Below are 21702 nucleotides of genomic sequence, written 5' to 3'. Positions count from 1 at the left end.
GCCCCCCCGCGGCGCCGCGCGGCCCGCGGAGGGCCCGGGCCCGGCGGAGCGCGGCTTCAGGAGCGCTTCCGCGTCGCCGCCGGACCGCGCCGACCGTGCCTCAGGAGGTGCGGCGACGGCGGGCGTAGACCACCGCGCCCGCGCCGGCGGCCAGCAGCACGGTGCCGGCGCCCGCGTACAGCAGGGTGCCGTCGCTACCGGTGCTGGCCAGCTTCTTGCCGTCCGAGGCGGCACCCGGGATCGGCGTCGGGACGCTCACCTTGGCGGGCTTGATCAGCGGCTTGTCCGGGTTGACCACGGTGCCGGCGTTCGAGGTGTTCACCGGGACGGTGGCGGTCGGCGCGCTGGACGGGCCGGCGCTCGGCGCGGTGCTGGGCGCACCGCTCGGGCTCCCGGCGGCGGGAGTCGAAGGCGCCGGGGTCGAAGGCGCCGGGGTGGTGGGCGCAGAGGTGGTGGGCGCCGGGTTGGCCGGGAGGGTGGGCACCGGGGGCTGGACGACCGGGGGGGTCGGCACCGGGGTGGTGCTCGGGGTGGCCGAGTGGGTCGGCGCGGGGGTCTGGGTGGGGGGCTGGGTGGGCGTGTGGGTCGGCGTCGGCGAGGCGCTGTGCGAGGGGGTCGCGCTCGGCACGGTGGTCGGGCCGGCCGACGGGGTCTTGGTGGCGGTCGGCGAGGGCTTGCCGGACGGGGCCTTGCCGCCGCAGTCGACCTTGAAGACCTTGTGCTTCGGGTTGTTCAGGTCGGCGTCCTCGGGCAGCTCGCCGTTGACCAGCTCGACCGACTGCCAGTAGAGCTTGTACTGACCGTCCGGCAGCTCGATGTCCTCGGTGCGGACGTGCCCGTGGCCGTCCACCGGCAGGTCGCCCCAGGCGGCGAGGGTCTCCTGGCCGTGGTCCATCTGGACGATGGCCCAGATCACGTCCTGGTTCGGGTCGAAGCCGAAGGAGTCCAGGTAGAAGGTGCAGACCTTCGGCTCGTTGCGGACGTCCTCCTGGCCGGTGGCGGCGTCGTGGATCTTCACGGTGCCGTTGTTGCCGGGTGCGCCCTTGCCGTTGCCGCCGGCGGCGGCGTGGGCGGCGGGGGCGAGCAGCAACAGGGCGGCGGCGGTCGGGACGGCCACCAGGGAGCGCGCGGCGGTGGAGCGGATGTGCATGCGTGTTCCATCGGGGTTCGGCAGGCCGGGACGAGCCTGCGCGGTGGGAGGGAGCCCTCGGATCGGGCGTGCCGTCGGACCGGAGGCCGGGGCCGTACGAATGGGAGGGGCACAAAAGTTCCCGCAGTCAGAAACGTGACGCAAGGGGGCTTTGGCCGGAATGCGGTGCGGTGGGCGATATCGCCGGATTAGTGGGTCACAACGATCCGATCACCCGATTGTGTCCGCTCCGTGTACGGGCCGACCGGTTGACGTGCTGGTCAGCGGCGGGTGCCGGGTCGAGGAGTGGACGGGAGCGGCTCGCGGTTGGCCGGTTTCGGCCGGTCGGCGGGCCGGGGACGCGTGTCGGGGCGCGGGTCGGCGCCGGGGTTCTCTATCGTCCGTCTGGAACCGCCCGGTCCGTTCGTCCCACAGGCCGGTCCGGCGGATGCTCCGTCGTCTTGCCCAGCCGATCCGACCCAGGGGGAATGCCCGATGCCCGGCCCAGAGCAGCAGGTGCGACCGGACCGGCAGGCGGCCGGCCCGACCGAGGACAGCGCCGACGTCATCGTGGTCGGCGCCGGCCCGGCCGGCTCCACCGCCGCCTACCACCTCGCCCGCACCGGACTGGACGTCCTGCTGCTGGAGAAGTCCGCCTTCCCGCGGGAGAAGGTCTGCGGGGACGGCCTCACCCCGCGGACCGTCAAACAACTCGTCGACATGGGCATCGACGTCTCCGAGGAAGCCGGCTGGCTGCACAACCGCGGCCTGCGGCTGATCGCCGGGCGGCGCTCGCTGGAGTTCGACTGGCCGGAGCTCTCCGCCTTCCCCGGCTACGGGCTCGTCCGGCGCCGTGCCGACTTCGACGAACTGCTCGCCCGCAAGGCCGCCTCGGCCGGCGCCCGGCTGGTCGAACGCGCCAACGTGGCGGGTCCGTTGACGGACGAGCGGACCGGGCGGATCACCGGCGTCACCGTCAGACTCGGCGAGGACCGCACACCCGTCGAGTACCGGGCGCCGCTGGTCGTCGCCGCCGACGGAAACTCCACCCGGCTCTCCGTCGCGATGAAGCGCTACCGGCGCACGGACCGCGCGATGGGCGTGGCCTACCGCACGTACTTCACCACCCCGCGCCACGACGACCGCTACCTGGAGGCCTGGCTCGACCTGCGCGACCCCCACGACCCCGCGCACCGCCTCCTGCCCGGCTACGCCTGGGTGTTCGGCATGGGCGACGGCACCGCCAACGTCGGCCTCGGCGTGCTCGACACCGCCGGCACCGACCTCGACTGGCGGGAGCTGCTGCGCCGCTGGTGCGCCGACCTCCCGCCCGAGTACGGCTACACCCCCGAGGCCGTCACCGAGCCCATCCGCGGCTCCGCCCTCCCGATGGGCCTCAACCGCCAACCCCACTACGCCGACGGCCTGTTGCTCGTCGGCGACGCGGGCGGCACGGTCAGCCCCGGCACCGGCGAGGGCATCGCCTACGCCATGGAGTCCGGCCGCTACGCCGCGGAGACCATCGTCCAGGCCCACGCCCGCCGCACCGAGCGCGGCCGGGAACTCGCCCTGCGCGCCTACCCGCAGGCGCTGCGCTCCGCCTACGCGGGCTACTTCGCGCTCGGCCGGCTGGCCGCCGACCTGCTCGGCCGCCCGAAGCTGCTCGGGGCCGCGGGCGCGGCCGGTCTCGGCCACCCGGCGCTGCTGAAGATCGCCTTCCGACTGATGGTCAACCTCACCGAACCCAACTCCAACGACGCCCTCGACCGCCTGATCCACCTCGTCGGCCGGGTCGCTCCGGGGCGGTGAGCGCCGGGGCGGCGGCGTCCGGGGCGGTGAGCTCCGGGGCGGTGAGCGCCGGGCCGGGCAGGCCGGCGTCGGGCCGCGCACCCTCGGCAAAGGGTGGGCGGCCCGGCCTCCCGGAGTCCACCGGACCTCGCCGCCGCACCCTCCGCACCGAGCCCGACGGCGCTCCCGAGCACCGGCGCACCGGAACCCGGTTAATCGCTGGCGGCCACCGGCGGACGGGGGATAGGAAAGCGGGGTGACCATCAGCGACGACGCGACCGGACCGCGCCTCTTCCAACCTGCCGTCCTCGACCTGGGCGACGTCCGGCTGCGCCCATGGGCCCGCTCCCTCGACCTGGCCGGAGGCACCACCGCCGCCGTGATCGCGGCCGCGACGGATCCGGAGATCGCCCGCTGGAACCCGCTGCGCGACGCCGCCGACCGGGCCGGCGCCGTGGCCTTCCTCGAGCGCGCCGAGACCCGCTGGGCCGCGGGCACCACGGCCTCCTTCGCCATCTGCGACTCCGCCGACGGCACCCTGTGCGGCAACGTCGCCCTGCGCTGGACCGACCGGGCCGACGGCGTCGCCATGGTCGGCTACTGGCTGCTCGCCGCCGCCCGCGGCCGGGGCCTCGCCGGCCGGGCCACCGCCGCCGTCACCCGCTGGGGGGTCCGCACCGCCGGCGCGCGCCGGATCGAGCTGTACCACGCCGTCGACAACCACGCGTCCTGCCGGGTCGCCAACCGGGCGGGCTTCCCCTACGAGGGCACCCTGCGCGCCTCCTACCGCTACGGCGACAACCCCTACACCGACGAACACCTGCACGCCCGCCTCGCCACCGACCCGGACCCCGCCTGACCGCGGGCCGCCCGGCGGCTCCGACGGAACGGCCGCCGCAGCCCGCCCCGGGGCGGCCCGTCCGCCCCGGGCCGGCGCTCACCGGTGGTACTGGGCGAGTTGGACGAGGTTGCCGCAGGTGTCGTCCAGGACGGCGACGGTGACCGGGCCGGTCGCCAGGGGCTCCTGGGTGAAGCGCACTCCGAGCCGGCGCAGCCGCTCGTACTCGCCGTGCACGTTGTCGACGGCGAAGGAGGCGGCCGGAATGCCGTCGGCGACCAGGGCCGTCCGGTAGGGCCTGACGGCGGGGTGGGCGTCGGGCTCCAGCAGCAGCTCGGTGCCGTCCGGCTGTTCGGGTGAGACCACGGTGAGCCAGCGGTGCTCACCGAGCGGCACGTCCGCCTTCTTCACGAAGCCCAGCAGCTCCGTGTAGAAGCGCAGGGCCTTGTCCTGGTCGTCGACGAAGACACTGGTCAGGTTGATCCTCATGAACCGGCCTCTCGGGGTGCGCCACGGACGGCGGCGGCCGCCGAGCCGATCGTAGGTCGCGCACCACCGGGGCCGCCGGACGGCGGGCGCCCGACCGGGGCGCAGGAACGGCCACGGCGGCCGGAATCCGGCCCCGGCAGGCAGCGCGCCGTGCTCCGCGGCGGCCTAACCTGGAAGGGCGCATTCGGTGCGTGGCCTGCGAACGGAAGCACGGGAGCGGCGGCCATGACGATGATCTCCGCGGCGGTGTTCGGCACCGACTGGCAGCCCCGGCTGCCGGGCGGCGCCGAACTGCTCGGCGAGTGCGCCACCCGGGGCTGGACGGTCGTGCTGACCGGGCCCGGTCCGGCCGGCGCTCCCGCCCCGGCCGTGGCCGCACCCGGCGGCGATGCGGTGCGGGCGGCGCTGGAGCTGGTGGACGGCGTGCCCTCGCACGCCGTGGCCGTCGCCGGGAGCGTGCGCGAGGTGCGGGCGGCGAGGCGGGCCGGGTTGCCCTGCGTCGCCCTGGAGACCGGCGGTGACGCCGGCCCCGAGCTGCGGGCGGCCGGCGCGGCCGAGGTCCACCGCGACGCCGCCGCCCTGCTGCGTGTCCTGGACGACAGCCTGCTCGCCCGCCCGCGGGCCTTCGGCCGCGTGGGCGCCGGAACGGGTGGTCCCCGGAACGGTTGACGCCGGCCCGTACCGGGCAACCGCCCGGGTGCGAGGGCATGTCACCGGAATGTCGGAGGTGACCGAGATGGACGGACCCGCGTTGAGCGGATGGGAGCGGCGGCTCCTCGAGGAGATCGAGTCCGATCTGCGCCGGGACGCACGCCTCGATCGGAAGCTGAGCACCATGGGGGCCAAACGGCCGAGCCGGGTCCTCGGCGCGGTGCGCGGCGTCGGACGCCGGATCACGGCCGGGGTGGTGCTGACCGCCGTGGTGATGACCGCCTTCTGCCTCAGCATCGGCGTACGGACGCCGACCACCGCCGTGCTCGTCGCCCTCGGAGTGGTCTGGACGGCCTCGGTGGCGGCCGCGGTCGCCGCCTCGGAACTGCTGCGGCGGCGCCGGGGCACGCGCGGAGCCGACCCCCTCGATCCGGACCGGGCGCAACGGCGCGAACGCCGCCCCTGGGACCGACCGGAGGCGTGAACCGATGAACACCGACCTGTGGGAGTACCGCCCGGGATCCCATCCCGCCGCCGACCTGAGCCTGATCGGGTACGAGGTGCACGCCACCGACGGCCCGGTCGGCCGGGTGGAGCAGGACGCGGGGGACCACCTGCTGGTCGACGCCTCCACCTGGGTGCCCGGAGCCCGGGTCCCCGTCCCGGCGGGCCTGGTCGCCCGGATCGACCACCTGGACCTCGCCGTGCACCTCGACTGCCCGCGGGCCCGGCTCAGCTCCGTCCCCTCCGCCGCCGAGGACCTGACCGGGCCCCGCCCGCGCTGAGCCGGGGACCGCCGAGCCATGGGCTGGCCGACCATCACCCTCACCGGCCGGACGATCGCCTTCCTGGTCGCCCCGTACGGCGTCGAGCAGGAGGAACTGACCGAGCCCTGGCAGGCGGTCGTCGAGTCCGGCGGCACGCCGCGGCTGCTGTCCACCGCGGAGGGACGGGTCCAGGCCGTGCGGCACCGCGCGCACGGCGACACCTTCGCGGTGGACGGCCTGGTCGCGGAGGCCGATCCGGCCGATGTCGATGGGCTCGTGCTGCCCGGCGGACTCGCCAACCCGGACGCGCTCAGGGTGGACCGGGCGGCGGTCGCCTTCGTACACGCCTGCTGCGCCGTCGGCCGTCCGGTCGCGGCGATCTGCCACGCCCCCTGGACCCTGATCGAGGCCGACGCCGTCCGCGGCCGCACCCTCACCTCCTGGCCGAGCCTGCGCACCGACCTGGTCAACGCGGGCGCCCACTGGGTCGACGAGGAGGTGCACGTCTGCCATGAGGGGCCGGGCGTGCTGGTGACCAGCCGCAGGCCCGGGGACCTGCCGGTGTTCGACGACGCGCTGGTCACCGAGTTCGCCCACGCGACGGCGAAGCGGCACCGGGTGTGAAGCGCCCACCCGGCCGGGGGCGCCGTCCGGGCCGGCCGTCCAGGGCCCACCGGCTGCTCGGTCCCAGCCGGCCGTCCAGTCCCGGTCGGCCGCTCAGTCCCCGCGCAACCGGACGAAGGTGGCGGTCGGCGGGCGTCCGGTGACGGTGAGTTCGGCGCGCAGGGGTGCGGTGAGGGGGTGGACCGGGCCGTGGTCCGGGTCGACGGCGGGCGGTCCGAGCAGCGGGGCGGCGGCCTCGGCGAGTTCGCGGGCCTGCACGGCGGTGAGCCGGGGCGTCGTCAGCAGCACCCGGTCGTCGTCCAGTCGCACGACCAGCGCGTGCGGGCGGTCGGCCGGGCCGGTGAGCGCGCGGACGGTGGCGTCCACGGTGTCGCTGCGGCGGTACTTGACCCAGGCGCGGCCCGCCCGCCGCGGACTGTAGGGGGAGCCGGCGGCCTTGCAGACCAGGCCCTCCACGCCGATGTCGGCCAGCTGCGCCATCCACTCCAGGGCCTCCGCGCGGTCCGTGGTGGCCATCACCGGCTGGATCGGCGGCGGGACGTCGGCCAGGGCGGCGAGCAGCAGACGGCGCCGGTCGGTGAGCGGGAGGCTGCGGACGTCGCGGCCGGGGAGGGCGAGCAGGTCGAAGGCGACCAGGCCGAGGGCGACGTCCGGCGCCGCGGCCCGGGCCTGGCGGGTGCGCAGCAGCTCCTCGAAGGCGAACCGGCCGGAGCGCCAGGCGACGAGTTCGGCGTCCATCACCACGCCCTCGGGCAGCCGGGCGACGGCCGAGGCGATCGGCGGGAACTCCGGCGCGAGGTCGCGGCCGCTGCGGGACTGCAGGACGGCGGGCCGGTCACCGCGGGCGAAGGCGACGCACCGGAAACCGTCCAGCTTCAGTTCGTACTGCACCCCGCCCCCGCCCAGCCCGTCGGCCGGTGGGACGGAGGGCACGGCGGTCGGACGCATCACCTCCACGGGCGGCTGCAGCACCTGGCGGGGCCGGCCGGGTGCCGCCGACGGCTCGGCTCCGGCTGCCGGCTCCGGGGCGGCCGACCGGCTCCCTGTCCCCGACCGGCTCGCTGTCCCCGGCCGGCTCCCCGCCGCAGGCCGGCCGGCCGGGGCCGACCGGGGTGGCACCGCACTGCTGGCCGAGCCGGGCAGTGACCGGGCCTGCTCAGGGTCCAGCAGCGAGGCGAACAGGTCGCCGTCGGCCGCCAGCCGGTCGGGGACCTCGGCGAGGGTGAGGACCAGGTCCGCCTCCCCCCGGGCCCGCTCCAGCTCGGTCCAGGACAGCGGGGCGGAGACCGTCGGCTGCGGCCGGGCGCGCAGGGTGTACGGCGCGGCGGTGGTCTTCTTGGCGTTGTTCTGCGACCAGTCGACCAGCACCCGGCCGCGGCGCCGCGCCTTGGCCATGGTGTGCACCACCAGGTCCGGATGCTCGGCCTCCAGGGCGGCGGCCAGCGCCTTCGCGTACGCGGAGACCGTGGCGCTGGAGGTCGGCTCGATCGGGACCATCAGGTGCAGTCCCTTGGACCCGGAGGTCTTCACCCAGGCCGTCAGGCCGTCCGCGGCCAGCCGCTCGCGCAGCATCAGCGCGACCGCCCGGCAGGTCAGCACGTCCGCTCCCTCGCCGGGGTCGAGGTCCAGGACCAGCCGGTCGGCCAGGCCGGGGGCGGCGGCGTGCCACTGCGGCACGTGCAGCTCCAGGCAGCCCAGGTTGGCGAGCGCGAGCAGCGCCGCGCCGTCCTCCAGCACCACCTGGCGCAGGTCGCCGCTGCTGCTGGGCACCTCCACGGTGCGCACCCAGCCGGGGGTGCCGGGCGGGGGGTTCTTGGCCACGAACACCTCCGCCTCGACGCCGTCCGGGCAGCGCAGGAAGGAGACCGGGCGGTCGTGCAGGTGGGGGAGCAGGGCGGTGTGCACGGCGGCGTAGTAGCGCAGCACCTCGCCCTTGGGGGTGCCGGTGCGCGGGTAGTACACCTTGTCGAGGTGGGAGAGCGCGAGGGTGCGCCCGTCCACCGTCATCTGAGGCATGGGCCGCCTCCGAAGCCTGCTGCGGGTGGCCCCCGCAGCCAGTCTGCCCCGACCCGGCCGTCACCGCCCGGGGCCGCCGCCGTCCGGGGCGGTCCCCGCGGGAGCCCGTGACCGCCCGGGGCCGCGTGACCGCCCGGGGCCGCGCACCGGAAGCCGAGCCGGTCGTCGTGGTGGCGGTCGGAGATCATCGCGGACGACCGCGCCCGGCGGCCGGGCCGGGGGACCGGCCGGCTCCCCGCGGCTGGTCTCACTCCTGCGGGCCGTCGGGCCGGGGCGCGCCCGGGTAGGTGCCGAAGTACCAGTGGTTGCCCTCCGGGTCGGCGGCGGCGAAGTCGCGCGAGCCGTAGTCCGTCTCGTGCACCGCCGTGGTGATCCGGGCGCCGGCGGCCACGGCGCGGTCGTGCACGGCGTCCGGGTCGGCGGTGACGACGTACGCGCTGAAGGTGCCGGGGCGGGCCGGCCCGCCCTCACCGCCCTTCGCGCCCTCGGCTTCCTCCGCGGCCTGGCGGTCGGAGCCGAGCATCACACCGCCGCCCTCCGGCCAGGCCAGTTCGGCGTGGGCGACGAAGTCGCCCTCCCCGTAGCTGACCACCTCGCGGAAGCCGAAGGCGTCCACCAGGAAGCGGATCAGCGCGCGGGCGTCCCGCGCGCGGAAGGTCGGCCAGACCTGCGGGGCGGGGGTCCTGGTGTCCATGGGTTCTCTCCTCCTCGGGCGGGGACTGCTACGCCCCCCACTCTGCGACCGCCCCGACCTCCCCGCCTTGGACGTTTCGGAACTTCGCCGCCTCCGGCCCCTCCGCCGCCAGCCAGGCGCTCGGCGCGCACCCGGCCAGCGCACGGAACTCGCGGGCCAGATGCGCCTGGTCGAAGTACCCGCAGCGGGTGGCCAGTTCCGCCAGCCGGGGCGGCGGGGACCCGGCGGCGAGCAGGTGCCGAGCCCGGTCGAAGCGGATCACCCGGGCGGCGGCCTTGGGGGTGAGTCCGGTCTCCCGGCGGAACCGCTGCTGCAGGTGGCGGGCGCTCCAGCCGGTCTCCCGGGCCAGTTCCGCCACCGGCAGCGCACCGCCGCTGCGCCGCAGCGCCCGCCAGGCCCAGCCCACCTCCGGCGGCACCCGCCCCGACGGCCGGGCGGCCTGCAGCAGCGCTCCGTCCAGCACGGCGAACCGTTCCGGCCAGCTGCCCGCGGCCCGCAGTCGCTCGTGCACACCCGGGCCGAGCCGCCCGAGCAGGTCCTCCGCCGGAACGTCGATCCCGGCCAACTCCCCGGCGGGCAGTCCGAACAGCGCACGGGCGGCGAGCGGGTGCACGGCGATCTGCACGCCGGACTGCGCACCCTCGTGGGTGATCGACGCGGGGGAGGTGTGCAGGCCGCCGAGCAGGGTCGGGTAGCGGCCGGGCGGCTGCCCCGGGTCGGGGTGCGCGGCGATCACCAGCGGTTCGTCCAGGGTCAGGATGAAGGTCAGGTACGGGGAGGGCAGACCGCGGTGCACGGCAGGGGCGAGGCCGCGTTGCCGGTAGCCCGAGTACCAGCCCACGTACGGGCGCAGCGCGCTCGCGGGCCGGGCTCGTACGGCCTCGTCGACGGCAGCGGCGGTTTCCGTCGTCACGTCTCCAGTATCGGCGCCGCGCGGACGGCGGTTGCGGGCGGCCGGGCCGGCCCGTCCGCCCCGGCGGTCCGCACGGGGCCGGGTTCGCGGTCGCGGGTGGGCGCGGTGTTGCCTATGGTGATGGCACGGTCACACCGCGAGCGCGCCGATCGGCCGCCGGTGACCGCCGGGGGGACCGGTGGGGAGGCCGGTGGGGGAGAACGTCTGGGGGGTCAATCGACGAAGGAGTCCCCGTGACCACTGCCCGAGACATCATGCACACCGGCGCCCAGTGCATCGGCGCCCACCAGACGCTGGACGAGGCCGCGCGCATGATGCGCGACATGAACGTGGGCGCGCTGCCGATCTGCGGCGACGACCAGAAGCTGCACGGCATCATCACCGACCGCGACATCGTGGTGCGCTGTCTGGCCGAGGGCAAGGACCCGGCCGCGATGACGGCGATGGAGCTGGCCGGGCACCTGCACTGCGTGCGCGCCGACGACAGCATGGACGCGGTGCTGAAGAAGATGGAGCAGCACCAGATCCGCCGCATCCCGGTGATCGAGGGCGAGCGGCTGGTCGGCATGATCAGCGAGGCCGACCTGGCGATGGGCCACCGGGACGGCCAGCGGCTGACGGACCAGCAGATCATCGAATTCATGGACAGCGTCTACATGATGCGCTGACCGGCGCCGGCACCGGCAGCCGTCGTCCTCCCGCACCGGTGCCCCGCAGCTCGTGCCCCGCTCGCGTCCTCTGACCGGCCCGCCCCCGTACCGGCCGGGCCGTCGAGGGCGCCGGGCGGGGCGTCGACGTCCCCCGGCGCCCGCCCCGGTGGCGCCCGAGCCCGTCTCGCGCGGTGGATCTCCCTTTCCCGCCGATCGGGACGGGAGCACAATCGCGTCCATGGGAAAGCAGTACGAACGCATCGACGGCCGGTTGCGGCAGTTCATCGAGAGCCAGCCCGTCTACTTCGTCGCGACCGCGCCGCTGGCCGCCGACGGCCACGTCAACATCTCGCCCAAGGGCCGCTCCGGGACCCTCGCCGTGATCGACGAACTCACCGTCGCCTACCTGGACTTCGGCGGCTCGCAGGCGGAGACCGTCGCGCACCTGCGGGAGAACGGCCGGATCACCCTGATGTGGTGCGCCTTTGAGGGGCCGCCCACCGTGGTCCGGGTGCACGGCCGCGGCGAGCCCGTCTTCCGCGACGACCCGCGCTTCGCCGAACTCCTCGGCCACTTCGGCCCCGCCGCGGACGGCTCCGGCCTGCGCGCGATCGTCCTGGTGACGGCGGACCGGGTCAGTGACTCCTGCGGCTACGCGGTCCCGTTCATGGAGTACCGCGCCGACCGGGAGCTGCACGCCCAGTACTTCGACCGCAAGGGCGAGGACGAGTTCAGCGCCTACTGCGAGCGCAAGCCGCTGGTGGCCACCAGCATCGACGGCCTGCCCGCCGTCCCCCTGCCGCTGCCGCCCCGGCCGGCCGCCTGATGCACTGACCCGCCGGACGGGGCGATCGGTTCGGTGTGCCGGTCCGGGCCGGGGCGGCCGCACGAAGGGGGCGATGCGCCGGTACGGCGAAGCCGCCGCACCCCGGGTAGGGTGCGGCGGCTTCGCCGTGTGCGGGGGCCTTACTTGGTCAGGCCGGCCTTGACGGAGCAGATCGGCCAGGCGCCCGGGCCCTGGGCGGCGAGGACCTTCTCGCCGACGGAGATCTGCTGGTCCTTGGTGGCCAGGTCGGCGCGCGGGGCGAAGGAGGTGCCGCCGAAGGCCGCCCAGGTGCTGGAGGTGAACTGCAGGCCGCCGTAGAAGCCGTTGCCGGAGTTGATGGCCCAGTTGCCGGTCGCCTCACAGGCGGCGACCTTGTCCCAGACCGTGGCCGGAGCGGCGGAGGCGCTGTTCGCCGTGACGAGGCCGGCCACCGGCAGGGCGGTGAGCGCCCCGGCCATCAGAGCCATCCGGACGCGGTTGCGGCGCTTCGGGGTGGCAGTGGTGGTGGCAGCGGTGGTCTCGTTACGGAAAGTCATGAAGGTCCTTTCGGAGGGCGTCTGCGAGCACGCGGAACCAGGCCCTCGGAAGGCCGTCGGTTTCGGGGACACGTCGCTCGCGTGGTCCTGCACCGTCCTGCTCGGGGGCCTGGGGCCCGGCCGGAGCGGATCGCTCGGTGCAACGGGTTCGAAGCTACGGGGCCGTTCTGGCGGTTTCAAGGATTCGCAGGTTTGCGCACGTCAGGCTGCCGTTACCGAAGGTATTGATCTAGAAAAAGGGATGATTTGGCCCGATTTCGACGTATTTTCAAGATCAAATCGGCCCGCGACGTGGCCCCCGTCACCCCGGAGGCCCTGTGAGCCCGCGCACACCGTCGACAGCCCGTGAGCACTCACCCCGCCACGGGTGCCGGAACGGACGGCCGGCGGCGCCGTCCGGGTGGCCCGCGCCACAGCCCTCACCCGGAGCGCCCGCTGCGCTCACCCACAGTGGCGGGCATAGCCTTCGGCCCATGAGCAACGAGAGCGATGCGGCCGACACCGGGGCCGTCGGCGACGAGGAGCACGAGGCCGCGGCCGCCCCGGCCGGCTTCGAACTGGGCACCGACGGGCCCAAGGTGATCCTGGCGGGCCTGGACGGCTCCGACTCCTCCTGGCGGGCCACCGCCTACGCCGCCGGACTCGCCCGCCGCCAGGGCGCCGTCCTGGCGGTGGCCTACGTCCAGCCGATACTCGGCGCCGCGACCGCCCTGGCCGGGGCCGCCGTGGAGGAGACCACCCAGGAGATCGCCGACGAACTGCTGATCGCCCTGCGCGAGGCCGAGCAGCGGGTCCGCGAGGTGTGGAAGGTGGAGTGGCGCTTCCTGACCATGCGCGGCGACCCGTACACCGGCCTGGCGAAGCTCGCCGACGAACTGCGCGCCGACGCCGTCGTGGTCGGCGCCTCCGAACAGGCCGGACACAGGGTGATCGGCTCGGTCGCGGTCCGGCTGGTCAAGGCCGGCCGCTGGCCGGTGACCGTCGTGCCCTGAGCAGGGGCGCAGGGGCGGGGGAGTGCGACCGGCCCGCTCCGGGCCGGTCGGACGGGTCAGGAGCCACCGCTCCGGGGTCGCTCCGGGCCGGGTCGGACGGGCCGGCGCCACCGCTCCGGCCGCCCGCAGGGCGGGAGGAGGGCGGCGGGTAGGGTGCGTGACCATGACGGAAACGCCGGGCGCGCACCCCACCGAGCCGGCCCGCCCGACCGGCAGCGACCTCCACCTCGACCTCCCCGCCGGCGGCGGCCGCCGCGCCGCGCTGATGTCCGCGCTGCGCGAGGCGATCCGCAGCGGAAGACTCGCCCCCGGCACCCGACTGCCCCCGTACCGCGCCCTCGCCGCCGACCTCGGCCTGGCCCGCAACACCGCCGCCGAGGCCTACGCCGAACTGGTCGCCGAGGGCTGGCTGACGGCCCGGCAGGGCTCCGGCACCACCGTCGCCGAACGCGCCGCGCCCGCCCCGCCCGCCCGGGCCCGCCGCCCCGCGCCGCAGCCGGGGCCCGCCCACGACCTGCGCCAGGGCCAGCCCGACGCCGCCTCCTTCCCCCGCACGGCCTGGCTGGCCGCCGCCCGCCGGGCCCTCACGGCCGCGCCCAACGAGGCCTTCGGGCCCGGCCGTCCGCAGGGCCGGCCCGAACTGCGCACCGCCCTCGCCGACTACCTCGCCCGCGCGCGCGGGGTGCGCACCGACCCCGACCGGATCGTCATCTGCTCCGGCTTCGCACACGCGCTCCGACTGCTCTTCGACGGCGCGACCCCCGTGCTGCCGCCCGCCGAACAGGGGCCGCTGGCCGTCGAGGCGTACGGACTGGGCTTCCACCGCGGGCTGCTCGCCGCTGCCGGCGTCCCCACCGTCCCGCTGCCGATCGACGAACAGGGCGCTCGGGTCGGTGAGTTGGCGCACCACCCCGACGCCCGCACCGCCCTGCTCACCCCCGCCCACCAGTTCCCGACCGGCGGCCCGCTGCACGCCGCCCGCCGGGCCGCCGTGGTCGACTGGGCGCGGGGGTGCGGCGGGCTCCTGCTGGAGGACGACTACGACGGCGAGTTCCGCTACGACCGCCAGCCGGTCGGCGCCGTCCAGGGCCTCGACCCCGACCGGGTGGTCTACCTCGGCAGCGTCAGCAAGAGCCTCAGCCCCGCGCTGCGGCTCGGCTGGATGGTGCTGCCGGACCACCTGGTCGACCGTGTGCTGGCGGCCAAGGGCGAACGCGAGGCCTGGGCCGGCGCCCTGGACCAGCTGACCCTCGCCGAGTTCATCGACTCGGGCGGCTACGACCGCCACGTCCGGCGGATGCGGCGCCGCTACCGGGACCGCCGCGACCGACTGGTCGCCGCGCTCGCCGCGAGCGCCCCGCACCTCGAGGTCTCCGGCATCGCGGCCGGACTGCACGCGGTGGTGCGCCTGGACGCGGGCACCGAGCAGGAGGTGCTGAGGGCCGCAACCCGCCGCGGCCTCGCCCTCGACGGCCTCGCCGACTTCCGCCACCCGGCCGTCACCCCGGAGGCCATGCCGACGGCGGACGGCCTGGTCGTCGGCTACGCCACTCCGCCCGACCACGCCTACCCGGCCGCGCTCGCCGCGCTGTGCGCCGTCCTGCCGGCCGCCGCCTGAGCGGGGGAGTGGCGCGGGGCGGCCAGCGGTGGGCGGCCAGCGGTGGGCGGTGGGCGGTGGGCGGCCAGCGGCGGGCGGTGGGCGGTGGGCGGTGGGCGGTGGGCGGCGAAGCATAGGCCTTCCGGGCGCCGCGCCGGGCGGTTTCGCCGGTCGACCGGTTCCCGGCGTCCGCTCGCCGCTCCTGCGTCGGTACGGCTTCGGACCGAGGGCGCCGGTCGAAGCGGTACCGGCGCCTACGCTCCTTGGACATGCGCAGAACACATCTGAGCCGGTCGACGCTCGCCGTCGGCCCGGCCCTCGCCGCCGGTCTGCTCCTCTCCGCCGCACCGGCCCGGGCCGCCGGCCCGCTGCCGCTCACGGCCGTGTCCGATCGTCAGACGACTCCCGTCGGCGGTGAGTTCACCCTCACCATGACGCTCACCAACCCGTACGACACGCCGATCCAGTTCGTCTACCAGAGCGTCCAGGAGACCTACGCCACCAGCCTGCAGAAGGGCCTCAAGTTCACCGCCACGGCGTGCGGCACCCAGACCAACGGCTGCAGCGACAACGTCCACGGCGGTATCGCCCGCTACAACGTGCCGCTCGCCCCGGGCGCCGCCAGCACCTTCACGATCACCTACGCGATCGCCCCGGACTCGGTCTGCGGTCCGGACACCAGGATCGACTTCTACTCCTACCTGTACTACGAGTACAACGGCGGTGAGGCCAACAACTCGGGCATCATCGACGTCCCCGGCACCCAGGTCGCCTGCGCCTGACCCGCCGGCGGCACCGCCACCCTCCCCGGCGCATCCCCCTCTGCGCACCCCTGGTCCCCGTCAGGTGCCGGCCGCCCCCGTACCGGCACCTGGCGGGCTCTTCGCGTGCCCGGGGCCGGGCGCGAACCGGGCAGGCCGGTGTGCCGGGTTGACGCCGCGCGGCTGGAGCGCGCGCGGTCGTCCGGGGCCCGGGCGGGACGGGTCGAGGCGTTGGTGGGGCGGGGAATGCACGTGGGAACGGATGTTCCCGCGGCGTGCGGCGCGGCGCGGGCCGGATGCGGGACATTCACCCTATCGGGGGGTACTCGGCCGCCGTACGGGCCTGGTCGGGCCCTGGTGATCTAGGGTTCCCGATGGGTCGCCGGGAGACGGTGGCCAGTCCCTCGACACCCGCCAACTCCCCTATCAGTAAGCGGATCTGATGGTCCGCCATGGCTCGCGTGTGCCTCAGGGCGGTGCGGTACGGCCCTGGCCGCGTGATCCGAACCACACGAATGGAGACCCTGCCGATGTCCGTGGACACGAGCCCGGCGACACAGCAGGACCGGCAGCAGAGCCTTGCGACGGCGGCTGCCCGCAACCTCGCCACCACGACCAAGTCCGCACCGCAGATGCAGGAGATCACCTCCCGCTGGCTGCTCAAGGTCCTGCCCTGGGTCGAGGCCCACGGTGGTGCGTACCGGGTGAACCGACGGCTCACCTACGCCGTCGGCAACGGTGTGGTGGAGTTCATCAAGACCGGCTCCCAGGTCCGCGTGATCCCGGCGGAGTTGGGCGAGCTCGCCCTGCTGCGGGGCTACGAGGACGAGGAGGTGCTGACCGCCCTCGCCGACCGCTGCCAGCAGGTCGACTTCGGCCCCGGTGAGGTGCTCACCACGCTGGGCGAGGCGGCCGACAGGATCTTCCTGATCGCGCACGGCAAGATCAACAAGATCGGCACCGGCAAGTACGGCGACGAGACCGTGGTCGGCGTGGCCGGCGACGGCGACCGCTTCGGCGACGACGCGCTGCTGAACCCGGACGCCGTCTGGGAGTTCACCGCCAAGACCGCGACCTCCGGTGTCGCCCTGACCCTGACGCGGGACGACTTCGCCCGCATCCGGGACAACGCGCCGAGTCTCCAGGAACACCTGACCGCCTTCCTGGCCCTGCCGCTGCAGGCCCAGAACGAGCGCGGCGAGGCCGAGATCGCCATGTCGGCCGGCCACCACGGCGAGTACGAACTCCCCGGCGCCTTCGTGGACTACGAGCTCAAGCCGCGCGAGTACGAGCTGAGCGTCGCCCAGACCATCCTCAAGGTCCACACCCGTGTCGCGGACCTGTACAACAAGCCGATGAACCAGATCGAGCACCAGCTCCGGCTGACCATCGAGGCCCTGCGCGAGCGCCAGGAGCACGAGATGATCAACAACCCGGAGTTCGGCCTGCTCAACAACGCCGACTTCGACCAGCGCATCCAGACCCACTCCGGGCCGCCCACCCCGGACGACCTGGACGAGCTGCTCAACCGGCGCCGTGACCCGGACTACCTGCTGGCCCACCCGCGCACCATCGCCGCGATCGGCCGGGAGTTCAACGCCCGCGGCATCTACCCGCACCACGTCGACCTCGGCGGGCAGCAGGTGCCGGCCTGGCGCGGTGTGCCGATCCTGCCGTGCAGCAAGATCCCGATCACCAAGGAGAACACCAGCTCGATCCTGGTCATCCGGACCGGCGAGGACAACCAGGGCGTCATCGGCCTGCACCAGACCGGGCTGCCGGACGAGTACCAGCCGTCGCTGTCGGTCCGCTTCATGGGGATCGACGAGAAGGCGATCATCTCCTACCTGGTCAGCGCCTACTACTCGTGCGCGATCCTGGTGCCGGACGCGGTCGGTGTGCTGGAGAACGTGGAGATCGCGCACCGCCGCCACTGACCAGCCCTCGGGGCGTGGAGCGCGGAACAGTGTGAACGCAGGCCGTAACCGGCTGGCGTGATGATCGTTTGACCTCATGGCGGACGGCCCGCCCGCAGCGGCGGGCCGTCCGCCTGAGTGCGTTCGGGCGGCCTGGATCGTGCCCGATCGGTTCCCCGGTCCGGAACGCCGTCACGCCCGCCCGTACCCCCGGCCGATCGGCCCGGGACCCGCCGTCCTCCCCAGTCGACCCGAAAGGTGTGTGGAGTCATGCCGCAGCGTCGGCACTTCCGACGGATACCGCGACACGGTGGTGGAACGGCCGTCCCCGGGCGGCGCGTTCGACTGATCGGCGCCGCGGTCGGCGTGGTGGCGATGTGCGCGCTGGTCGGCGGCGCGAGCGCCTCCGGCGCCGAGCGGCCGGGGCACCAGCACGGCCCGGTGGTGGACACCTGCGTGTGCAGTGAGACGGACGTGTCGACGACCGTCGGCCCGGGCGGCAGCGTGGACGTCGGGGTGGACGTGGACGTCCGGGTCGACGTGACGGTCGCCCCCGGCACCGGGCAGCACGGCCCGCGGCCTCCGCACGGGCACCATCCGTGCCACCCGTGGCACCAGGCCGGCCCGTTCCCGGCGGCGCCGCCGTCCTCGCCCTCGGCTCCGGCGGACCTCCGGCAGCAGCCGGGGCGGCCGGAGGGCGACCAGGGGGACCAGGGCGACCGCGGTGAGTACGGGAGCCAGGGCAGCCCCGGGCATCACCACCACCACCATCACCACCACCCGCACCCCTGCCCCACTCCGACTCCCACCCCCACTCCGACGAACACCCCGACACCCACCCCCACGCCGACCCCGACGCACACCCCCAGCCCGACGCCCACGCCCAGTCGGACGCCGTCGCCGACTCCGCCGCCGGCCAGCCCGACCCCGGTGCCCACCCCGCCTCCGCCGTCACCCCCGCCGCCGGCGCCCCCGGCCGTACCCGCTGATCCGGCCCCGGCGGCACCGGCTCCGCAGCCGGCCCCGCCCGCGGTGCCGCCCCTGCCGGCCGTGCCGTCCCCGGCGCCCAGCCCGGCACGCCCCAGCCCGCTGTGGCCGACACCGGTCGCGCAGCCGGTCTTCCACGTCAGGAACGCACCGCCGCCGCCCGTCGCGACGCACCACCACAGCGCCTCGGCGACCACCACCATGCTGCTGATCACCGTCCCCGCCGTGCTGGGTGCCGCAGCCCTGCGCCCGGGCCGGGGCGGCAACCGGGGCCGCGGTCGGTCCGGGTCCTGACGGTCCCCTGTTTCCGGCGATGCCCGGGGAGTTGCACGCTTTCGCGCTCCCGCCGTCGCCCCTGCTTTCCCGTTCACGTCACAAGCCAAGCCAGAGAGAGGAGTTCCCATGTCCGAGTGGGTGGCGTTGATCGTCGCCATGGCGGCGGCCTGTGTCGTCGTCGTGGCGGTGGTGCTGCTGAGGCACCGCCGGGTGGGCGCCGAGGAGAACCCCGACGAGACGCCCGACGTCATCGAGTACATCACGATGATGATCGGCGTGGTCTACGCGATCGTCCTCGGCCTCGCCATCGCGGGTGTCTGGGAGGCGCGCGGCTCCGCGCAGGACGACGTGTTCCGCGAGGCGCAGTCGCTGCGCGAGGTGAGCGACCGGGCGGTGGTCTACCCGGCCGAGTTCCGCGACCTGGTCCGGGCCGACGTGGACGGCTACGTCACGTACGTGGTCGACGTCGAGTGGGATCACATGAAGTCGGAGGGTGAACTCACCGACAAGGGCACCCAGCTGCTGTCCAAGCTCCAGAACGACGTCGCCACCCGTTCGCCGGCCTCCGACCTGGAAGCCCAGGCCTACCAGCCGATCATGGACCGGATCAGCCAGGTCTCGGACGCCCGCAACCAGCGCGGCCAGAACGCCGGCCCGACCATGCCGGACGTGGTCTGGTTCGGACTGCTCGCCGGGGCCGTGGTCACCGTCGGCATGCTGTTCGCCCTGCAGATCCGGCGCACGCCGCGGGAGTTGATCCTGGCGGCCTGCTTCAGCGCGCTGATCGCCTTCCTGCTGTTCATGATCTGGGACTTCGACGATCCGTTCGCGAGGAGCGTCTCGGTCACCACCCAACCGTTCGAGGACCTCTTCCCCTCGCTCAACCTCACGAGCTGATGCCGGGGTGGCTCCCCTTCGGTCACCGGGAACCCGGGCAGGAGATCATCGGATGACCTGCCCGGGTTCCCGGTATCCGTCCGGGGCGGCGGCGGGCGCCGGACCGGTAGGTTGACCCGTACGGAACAGGCCGGCGGACGGAGGAGGGCCATGGACAGCCAGGACTGGGACGACCGCTACGCCGCCGGCGAGCTGGTGTGGGGCACGGAACCCAACCGCTGGGTGGTCCGCGAACTGACCGATCTGGCCCCCGGGCACGCGTTGGACCTGGCCACCGGCGAGGGCCGGAACGCGATCTGGCTGGCGACCCGGGGCTGGGAGGTCATCGGCCTCGACTTCTCCGCCGTCGCCCTGGAGCGCGCCGAACGGCTCACCGCCGAGCTTCCCGACGAGGTTGCCGACCGCCTCACCTGGCGCCACGGCGACGCCCGCTCCTTCGCGGCCCCCGCCGCCGGCCACGACCTCGTCCTGATCGCCTACCTCCAGCTGCCCGCCGGGGACCGCCGGGCCGTGCTGCGCCGCGCCGCCGACGCCCTGGCCCCCGGTGGCACCCTGCTGGTGATCGGACACGACCTGCGCAACCTCACCGAGGGCGTCGGCGGCCCGAAGGACCCGGCCGTGCTCTTCACCCCCGAGGACGTCCTCGCCGACCTCGCCGACCGCGGGCTGCGCACGGTACGTGCGGAGCGTGTCCACCGGGAGGTCGGTGCCGAACGCGGCCACCGGGACGGCGCTTCCGGCACGGCGATCGACGCGCTGGTGCGGCTCGAGCGGCCTGGGCGGCCGGTGCGGTCGGCGCGGGGTGACCGGTGACGGCCGGAACCTCCCGCCGGGCGCTGCTCGCCGGCCTGGCGGCAGCCGCCCCGCTGGTACTGGCCGGCTGTTCCTCCGGCACGACGGGCAGGAGGGACAAGGACGGTCCGGTGGCGAGGGCGAACGACCCGGGTGGCGCCGCCTTCGTGATGATCATCCGCCACGGTGAGAAGCCGACCGGCGACCAGCCGGGCCTGGACGAGGACGGCAGGCCCGACGGGAAGTCCCTCACCCGGCGCGGCTGGGACCGCGCCAGGGCGCTGCCCACCCTGTTCACCCCGGCCGCGCCGGGTCTGCGCACCCCGGCCAGGATCTACGCCGCCACCGACCAGGGCCCGATGGCCGGAGCACACCGGATGCGCCAGACCGTCGGACCGACGGCCACCGCACTCGGGCTGACCGTGGACACCGGCTACGCCGAGTCCCAGGAGTCCGCACTCGCCGCCGCCGTGCTCGCGGGAGCCCAGCCGGCGCTGATCTGCTGGGAGCACTCGCGGATCCCCCGGATCGTGGAGGCCCTCGGAGCGTCAGGAAGCGGCGCACCCGGCAGCTGGCCGGACCGCTTCGACCTGCTCTGGGTGTTCTCCCGACCGGCCGGCGGCGCGTGGACCTTCCGGGAACTGCACCAGCACCTCCTGGACGGCGACGCCTGATTCTGCCTCCGATACGCCGATACGCCGATGCGACCGAGCGCGCACGCCTGCGGTGGGCCGCGGCCGACCGCAGGCGCGCGCATTCTCGGTGTACGGACCACCGCCGGACGTGAGGCCGCAGGGCGGGCTGGGTAGGGTCACCGAAGCACGCCGTCGGATGATCACAGGTTTTCCTGCGGCGCGATAGGTTCGCGCCACGGACGGCGGCAGGAACGAGGAGGGCACGATGACCGTTTCGCTGGCCAAGGGGCAGAAGATCAGCCTGGAGAAGCCGGGCGGTGGGCAGTTGAGCGTGGTCCGGATGGGCCTGGGCTGGAAGGCCGTGCAGCGCAAGGGCTTCCTGGCGAAACTGCTCTCCGCGGGTCAGGAGATCGACCTGGACGCCTCGGCGGTGCTCTTCTCCCGCGGGCGCGCCGTGGACGTGGTCTTCTTCCAGCACCTCACCAGCGACGACGGCTCGGTGCGGCACAGCGGGGACAACCTGGTCGGCGGCGCCGGCGACGCGACCGACGACGAGTCGATCACCGTCGATCTCACCCGCATCGCGGCCGAGGTCGACCAGATCGTCTTCACCGTCAACTCCTTCACCGGGCAGACCTTCCAGGAGGTCGAGGCGGCCTTCTGCCGACTGGTGGACGAGACCACCGGTGTCGAACTGGCCCGCTACACGCTCACCGGCGGTGGTCCGTACACCGCACAGATCATGGCCAAGGTGCAGCGCACGCCGAACGGTTGGCAGATGGCAGCGATCGGCCAGCCGGCCAACGGGCGCACCTTCCAGGACCTGATGCCGGAGCTCTCCAAGCACCTCTGAGCCGGCGGGCGGCGAACCGTGAACCGCGGCAGGAGCCCGGTGCAACAGCGGCGGCGGTACGACCCCCCGGGGGTC

Annotated in this window: 23 protein-coding genes; 17 read left to right on the top strand and 6 right to left on the bottom strand. The window is 74.8% G+C overall.

Going from position 1 to position 21702, the window contains the following annotated elements; translation table 11 throughout:
- Positions 1–100: 100 nt before the first annotated feature.
- Positions 101–1150, bottom strand: a complete 1050-nt coding sequence (locus tag ABT247_RS19190) for an LPXTG cell wall anchor domain-containing protein (protein ID WP_350743989.1) — start codon at positions 1148–1150, stop codon at positions 101–103.
- Positions 1151–1624: 474 nt separating this feature from the next.
- Here ABT247_RS19190 and ABT247_RS19185 point away from each other — a divergent pair, with 474 nt between their 5' ends.
- The gene (locus tag ABT247_RS19185) at positions 1625–2938 is read left to right on the top strand and encodes a geranylgeranyl reductase family protein (RefSeq protein WP_350743988.1); all 1314 of its coding nucleotides are present in this window, start codon (positions 1625–1627) and stop codon (positions 2936–2938) included.
- Positions 2939–3173: 235 nt separating this feature from the next.
- The gene (locus tag ABT247_RS19180) at positions 3174–3776 is read left to right on the top strand and encodes a GNAT family N-acetyltransferase (RefSeq protein WP_350743987.1); all 603 of its coding nucleotides are present in this window, start codon (positions 3174–3176) and stop codon (positions 3774–3776) included.
- Positions 3777–3854: 78 nt separating this feature from the next.
- On the opposite strand, the gene ABT247_RS19175 is transcribed toward ABT247_RS19180, so the two are convergent.
- On the bottom strand, positions 3855–4244 hold the full coding sequence (locus ABT247_RS19175; RefSeq protein WP_350743986.1) for a VOC family protein: 390 nt from the start codon (positions 4242–4244) through the stop codon (positions 3855–3857).
- A 225-nt stretch (positions 4245–4469) separates the two neighbouring features.
- Here ABT247_RS19175 and ABT247_RS19170 point away from each other — a divergent pair, with 225 nt between their 5' ends.
- The 4 genes from ABT247_RS19170 to ABT247_RS19155 all read left to right on the top strand — a co-directional run bounded on the left by ABT247_RS19170 (position 4470) and on the right by ABT247_RS19155 (position 6286).
- Positions 4470–4913 carry an HAD family hydrolase gene (locus ABT247_RS19170; RefSeq protein WP_350743985.1) on the top strand — a complete coding sequence of 148 codons (444 nt, stop codon included), beginning with the start codon at positions 4470–4472 and terminating at the stop codon, positions 4911–4913.
- Between the two features lie 67 nt (positions 4914–4980).
- Entirely contained in the window at positions 4981–5379 is a 399-nt protein-coding gene (locus ABT247_RS19165) for a hypothetical protein (protein WP_350743984.1), read from the top strand.
- A gap of 4 nt (positions 5380–5383) precedes the next feature.
- Positions 5384–5680, top strand: coding sequence for a PRC-barrel domain containing protein (locus tag ABT247_RS19160; protein ID WP_350743983.1), 297 nt, complete (start codon positions 5384–5386; stop codon positions 5678–5680).
- An 18-nt stretch (positions 5681–5698) separates the two neighbouring features.
- Positions 5699–6286 carry a type 1 glutamine amidotransferase domain-containing protein gene (locus tag ABT247_RS19155; protein ID WP_350743982.1) on the top strand — a complete coding sequence of 196 codons (588 nt, stop codon included), beginning with the start codon at positions 5699–5701 and terminating at the stop codon, positions 6284–6286.
- A gap of 93 nt (positions 6287–6379) precedes the next feature.
- Here ABT247_RS19155 and ligD read toward each other — a convergent pair whose 3' ends face one another.
- The 3 genes from ligD to ABT247_RS19140 all read right to left on the bottom strand — a co-directional run bounded on the left by ligD (position 6380) and on the right by ABT247_RS19140 (position 9909).
- On the bottom strand, positions 6380–8302 hold the full coding sequence (gene ligD / locus ABT247_RS19150) for a non-homologous end-joining DNA ligase (RefSeq protein ID WP_350743981.1): 1923 nt from the start codon (positions 8300–8302) through the stop codon (positions 6380–6382).
- Between the two features lie 247 nt (positions 8303–8549).
- Complete coding sequence (locus ABT247_RS19145; protein WP_350743980.1) at positions 8550–8996, bottom strand: VOC family protein; 447 nt, start codon at positions 8994–8996, stop codon at positions 8550–8552.
- A 28-nt stretch (positions 8997–9024) separates the two neighbouring features.
- Positions 9025–9909 (bottom strand): AraC family transcriptional regulator, encoded by an 885-nt coding sequence (locus tag ABT247_RS19140; protein WP_350743979.1) that lies wholly within the window; start codon positions 9907–9909, stop codon positions 9025–9027.
- Between the two features lie 233 nt (positions 9910–10142).
- On the opposite strand from ABT247_RS19140, the gene ABT247_RS19135 reads away from it, so the two are divergent.
- Positions 10143–10577 carry a CBS domain-containing protein gene (locus ABT247_RS19135; RefSeq protein WP_350743978.1) on the top strand — a complete coding sequence of 145 codons (435 nt, stop codon included), beginning with the start codon at positions 10143–10145 and terminating at the stop codon, positions 10575–10577.
- A gap of 220 nt (positions 10578–10797) precedes the next feature.
- Positions 10798–11385, top strand: coding sequence for a pyridoxamine 5'-phosphate oxidase family protein (locus ABT247_RS19130; protein WP_350743977.1), 588 nt, complete (start codon positions 10798–10800; stop codon positions 11383–11385).
- A gap of 140 nt (positions 11386–11525) precedes the next feature.
- Here ABT247_RS19130 and ABT247_RS19125 read toward each other — a convergent pair whose 3' ends face one another.
- Complete coding sequence (locus ABT247_RS19125) at positions 11526–11921, bottom strand: transglycosylase family protein (protein ID WP_392904999.1); 396 nt, start codon at positions 11919–11921, stop codon at positions 11526–11528.
- 473 nt (positions 11922–12394) lie between these two features.
- Between ABT247_RS19125 and ABT247_RS19120 the strand changes: the two genes are divergently transcribed.
- The 9 genes from ABT247_RS19120 to ABT247_RS19080 all read left to right on the top strand — a co-directional run bounded on the left by ABT247_RS19120 (position 12395) and on the right by ABT247_RS19080 (position 21627).
- Complete coding sequence (locus ABT247_RS19120) at positions 12395–12913, top strand: universal stress protein (RefSeq protein WP_350743976.1); 519 nt, start codon at positions 12395–12397, stop codon at positions 12911–12913.
- 163 nt (positions 12914–13076) lie between these two features.
- Entirely contained in the window at positions 13077–14531 is a 1455-nt protein-coding gene (pdxR, locus tag ABT247_RS19115) for a MocR-like pyridoxine biosynthesis transcription factor PdxR (RefSeq protein ID WP_350743975.1), read from the top strand.
- 248 nt (positions 14532–14779) lie between these two features.
- Positions 14780–15292, top strand: a complete 513-nt coding sequence (locus tag ABT247_RS19110) for a hypothetical protein (protein WP_350743974.1) — start codon at positions 14780–14782, stop codon at positions 15290–15292.
- A gap of 509 nt (positions 15293–15801) precedes the next feature.
- Positions 15802–17208, top strand: coding sequence for a family 2B encapsulin nanocompartment shell protein (locus tag ABT247_RS19105; RefSeq protein ID WP_350743973.1), 1407 nt, complete (start codon positions 15802–15804; stop codon positions 17206–17208).
- A 249-nt stretch (positions 17209–17457) separates the two neighbouring features.
- Positions 17458–18468 carry a hypothetical protein gene (locus tag ABT247_RS19100; protein ID WP_350743972.1) on the top strand — a complete coding sequence of 337 codons (1011 nt, stop codon included), beginning with the start codon at positions 17458–17460 and terminating at the stop codon, positions 18466–18468.
- Between the two features lie 108 nt (positions 18469–18576).
- The gene (locus ABT247_RS19095) at positions 18577–19347 is read left to right on the top strand and encodes a bestrophin-like domain (protein ID WP_350743971.1); all 771 of its coding nucleotides are present in this window, start codon (positions 18577–18579) and stop codon (positions 19345–19347) included.
- Between the two features lie 150 nt (positions 19348–19497).
- Positions 19498–20160: a class I SAM-dependent methyltransferase gene (locus ABT247_RS19090; protein WP_350743970.1), complete on the top strand. Its 663-nt coding sequence runs from the start codon at positions 19498–19500 to the stop codon at positions 20158–20160.
- A complete protein-coding gene (locus tag ABT247_RS19085) occupies positions 20157–20813 on the top strand; it encodes a hypothetical protein (RefSeq protein ID WP_350743969.1) in 657 nt (218 codons plus the stop codon). The genes ABT247_RS19090 and ABT247_RS19085 overlap by 4 nt, the downstream gene beginning before the upstream one ends.
- A gap of 226 nt (positions 20814–21039) precedes the next feature.
- Positions 21040–21627 (top strand): TerD family protein, encoded by a 588-nt coding sequence (locus tag ABT247_RS19080; protein WP_350743968.1) that lies wholly within the window; start codon positions 21040–21042, stop codon positions 21625–21627.
- The last annotated feature ends 75 nt before the right edge of the window (positions 21628–21702 follow it).

It is taken from the genome of Kitasatospora sp. NPDC001539 (assembly GCF_040298565.1).
In the GTDB taxonomy this organism is placed as follows: Bacteria; Actinomycetota; Actinomycetes; order Streptomycetales; family Streptomycetaceae; genus Kitasatospora.
This window is presented reverse-complemented; position numbering and strand designations above follow the sequence as displayed.